Source organism: Streptomyces hilarionis (assembly GCF_024539675.1).
In the GTDB taxonomy this organism is placed as follows: domain Bacteria; phylum Actinomycetota; class Actinomycetes; order Streptomycetales; family Streptomycetaceae; genus Streptomyces; species Streptomyces hilarionis.
Genome location: NZ_JAHHIT010000376.1, coordinates 1 through 780 on the forward strand (window position 1 = coordinate 1; position 780 = coordinate 780).

Genomic DNA, 780 nt, shown 5'->3' on the forward strand with positions numbered 1-780 from the left:
CTTTGGTTGGGGGTGGTCGCATGATCAAATTGCCGACTCCAGAGTGCCTGAGAAGGTTTATTTGATGGCGCACGCGCTGGACTTCAACTATTCACACGAGTGCAGCAACGTCGCACTCAACACACCAGTGGTGTTTTTAGGCTCCACTCAAGAAGCGGTGTTGGTTGCGCTGTATAAGTTGAGAGCTTTCGACTTTGCTGATTTTTTTGAAAAGACAGCCGAGATACCGACCAGGTTCATGCGAGTGCGGTGTGAATATAAACCAATACCTACTACCGACGAACAGTATCCAGACTGGATATTCGGAGACAGCACTCTGGTAAATTGACCCGCTTTTGGCTCTAAGCACTTGCCCAACTAGCCATTGTGAGGTGCAAAACTCTTTATGATTTCTAGAGGTGGCATGGGCTGAATGGAGGAATCGTATCGAGGCAGCTAGGAGTGCTCAGACTCAATCAAGGTATTTTACGTCCGCATTCGTCAACTCGGTGATCAACACCACTAAATACAAAGTCAGACAGTCATTAGTCAATTCCGACCTTGATCCTTCCCCTGGCCGGAGAATCGGCCGTGTTCACCATGATCCTTTTCCTAGGTGACACCCCGGTCAACAGTTCAACCCACGTCTGGTGGATTACCACTGGTCTCGTTGCCTACTTCATCCCTCGTTGATGATTCACTGCCCGGCGGTTGACCAGCCGCCGGGCAGTGAAATGTACATAAAAGCCTTGTCGTCCTTGGGTGCGACAGTTTTAATTCCCTAGCGCATCAGCCTAAACC

Annotated in this window: 1 protein-coding gene; it reads left to right on the forward strand. The window is 49.6% G+C overall.

Annotation, left to right across the window (positions count from 1 at the left end):
• Positions 1-328, forward strand: a 328-nt coding sequence (locus KMS84_RS38715; protein WP_256921241.1) for a hypothetical protein, incomplete at its 5' end; no start/stop codon positions are given.
• Positions 329-780: the final 452 nt, after the last annotated feature.